At 71.6% G+C, this 2,415-nt stretch carries 4 protein-coding genes; all 4 read right to left on the bottom strand.

The annotated features are described in order from the left end of the window. Positions 1 to 70: 70 nt before the first annotated feature. Positions 71 to 658 (bottom strand): nitrile hydratase subunit alpha, encoded by a 588-nt coding sequence (nthA, locus tag ACOADB_RS26950; protein WP_378606308.1) that lies wholly within the window; start codon positions 656 to 658, stop codon positions 71 to 73. Next, positions 655 to 1,383: an SH3-like domain-containing protein gene (locus ACOADB_RS26945; RefSeq protein ID WP_378606305.1), complete on the bottom strand. Its 729-nt coding sequence runs from the start codon at positions 1,381 to 1,383 to the stop codon at positions 655 to 657. The genes nthA and ACOADB_RS26945 overlap by 4 nt, the downstream gene beginning before the upstream one ends. A gap of 43 nt (positions 1,384 to 1,426) precedes the next feature. Then, the gene (locus ACOADB_RS26940; RefSeq protein WP_378606303.1) at positions 1,427 to 2,236 is read right to left on the bottom strand and encodes a thioesterase family protein; all 810 of its coding nucleotides are present in this window, start codon (positions 2,234 to 2,236) and stop codon (positions 1,427 to 1,429) included. Continuing rightward, positions 2,229 to 2,415: hypothetical protein (locus ACOADB_RS26935; RefSeq protein ID WP_378606301.1), on the bottom strand; the 187-nt coding region annotated here is incomplete at its 5' end. The genes ACOADB_RS26940 and ACOADB_RS26935, both read right to left, overlap by 8 nt.

The raw sequence follows: 2,415 nt of genomic DNA, 5'->3' as shown, positions 1-2,415 counted from the left end.
GGCGGGGAAACCGTTCCTTCGAGGTCGGAGTCGATCGTCGCCTGCCCGGTCATCGGCTCGGGCTGCGCCGTCATGCGGCGGGCACCTTCGCGACCGCGACACCGATCATCGAGTCCCGGCTGACCAGCGCAGCCAGCTCCTCGACGCTCATCGCCTCGGTGCCCGACGGACGTTCCGGGATCACGAGGTAGCGCGCCTCCGCCGAGCTGTCCCACACGCGGACCTTCTTGGTCGCGGGCACCTCGAGGCCCATCTCGCCGAGGAGTTTGCGCGGCTCGGCGACCATGCGCGAGCGGTACGCGTCCGACTTGTACCAGGTCGGCGGGAGGCCGAGGACCGGCCACGGGTAGCAGGAGCAGAGGGTGCAGACGACGACGTTGTGGACCTCGGGGGTGTTCTCGATCGCGACGATCATCGCGCCCTCGGGACCACCGAAGCCCAGCTCGGCGACGGCCTTGGTGCCGTTGGCGAGGAGGCGTTCGCGGAAGGCGGGGTCGGTCCAGGCGCGGGCGACGACCTTCGCGCCGTTGAGCGGCCCGACGTTGGTCTCGTAGTGCTCGACGATCCTGTCGACGACAGCGGAGTCCACCAGTCCCTTCTCCACGAGCAGCGACTCGACCGCCTCCACCCGGACCGCGCGGGCGTCATCGGTGGTCATCGTGCCTCCAGGTAGGACTCGAACAGCTCGATGCGGACCTCGGTGTCGGGCTCCGCGGCCTCGCCCCACAGGTCACGCCCGTCGAACGCGACGGTGTAGACGTACTGGGGCCGGCTCCGGCGGCCCATCGCCCGGGCATCGGAGAACCGCACCGCACCGCTGTTGCCGACGATGGTCCCCGGCTTGCCCGTCGTGTAGCCCGGTTGGCGGGTGTGGCCGGCGGCGCGTTCGGCGCGCACCCGGACGGCGTCCCCGACCTTGAAGCGAGGCCGGCGGATCGTCCTGCGGTTGCCGCCGATGATGCGGGGCATCACGTGCGCGGCCATGAAGCGCGGCATCGTCGGACGCGTGACCAGTCCTATGGCGGCACTGGCCATGGTCGTCTGGATCTTCCGTGCCCGGCGCCCACCTCCCGGGGCGGGTGAGCCGTCGATGCGGGCCTGCACCTCGCCCGGCTGGAGCCACTTCGCCTGCTCCAGCTGCAGCTCCATTCCACGCAGCCAGCGCCAGTAGTACGGCGCCAGGTAGTCCTCGCGGGCGATCTGCTCGATCGCCCAGCGGCCCGAGTCCAGGTCCGGGCCGGTGGGATTCAGGATCCCGCTGACGAAGACCGCGCAGCCGAAGGCGCGGCGCTCCCAGTCGGCGTGGAAGGCCGGCGCGTCGGGGTCGTGCGCGACCGTGCCGTAGAACTCGGCGCGGCCGCCCATGTCCGCCAGCGTGGTCATCTGCCGAAGATAGCGGCTGACGGCCGCTCCCGGGATCCCTTCGTTACGAGGGATCGCGGCGTTCGCGCATCACCAGCGTCTGGATCGCGACGCCGATGGGGCCGCCGGCGTCGTACAGGTGGGACAGCGTCGTACCGACGCCGCTGCCGTCGGGCTGCGTCGCCGACGACAGGCCGATCCATTCGCCCACGGGTGGGCGGTGCAGGTGCACGTTGAGGTCGGCGTTGGAGAAGAGGTACCGGTCGGCCGGGAGCACCCAGCTCAGGCCGTTGCCGAAGTCGGCAGCCGCGACGGCGCGCATCGCGGCGGAGCTGGGCTGGCCCTCGATCAGGGGCACGGCCAGCCGGAACCACGCGGCTGCCGGTCCGGGCTCCGCGGTGTTGCCGCGAGCCATCCGGTGCTCCATCGCCGTTTGGTAGAACGAGACGCCCGTGGGCATGCCGGGGATGAGCAGCCGCTGGGTGCAGTCGTCGGGACCGGGCAGGAGCTGAGCCGGCTCCCAGCCGGGCAGCCCGGCCGGCAGCTCGAAGGGCTGGCCCCGGACCAGGAGGGCATGCGCCCGGGCCACGAGTACGTCGCCGGCGAGCAGCTTGAGCGTGACGCGGGTCGTGGAACGGGCGGGATGGACATCGGACCGTGTGGTCAGCGGCGCGACCGGTACGGGCTTGATCAGCTCGATGGACAGTCGCGAGAGCTGCCAACCGGGCTCGTCCACCGCGGACTCGGCGACGTGGGCCAGGAGCGCGCCCGGCGCGCCACCGTGCTGGGCGCGCTCGTCCCACGGGCCTCGGGACAGGACGCTCGGCAGCCAGGTCTCGCCGTCGCGGGTGAAGACGGCCGTTGCCTCACCCATCGACAGCCGCGTCGGTGATCGGCGTGATCCACGACTGGTGGGTCGCCGAGTTCTTGGTGATCGCGAGCAGGTCGTCCATGTGCGGCTCGAGGCCGGTGACCTTGTCGAGCGGGACGCCGATGATCAGCTGGAACCCGAGACCCTTCCAGGCCTGCACCGCACGCCCGGCGAACTCGGAG

Source organism: Nocardioides sp. CPCC 206348, assembly GCF_048654705.1.
GTDB lineage: Bacteria > Actinomycetota > Actinomycetes > Propionibacteriales > Nocardioidaceae > Nocardioides.
This window is presented reverse-complemented; position numbering and strand designations above follow the sequence as displayed.

What these genes read in the sequence shown, in the direction of transcription:
- nthA (WP_378606308.1), bottom strand. Translation starts at nt 658, where the DNA reads ATGACCACCGATGACGCCCGCGCGGTCCGGGTGGAGGCGGTCGAGTCG.
- ACOADB_RS26945 (WP_378606305.1), bottom strand. Translation starts at nt 1,383, where the DNA reads ATGACCACGCTGGCGGACATGGGCGGCCGCGCCGAGTTCTACGGCACG.
- ACOADB_RS26940 (WP_378606303.1), bottom strand. Translation starts at nt 2,236, where the DNA reads ATGGGTGAGGCAACGGCCGTCTTCACCCGCGACGGCGAGACCTGGCTG.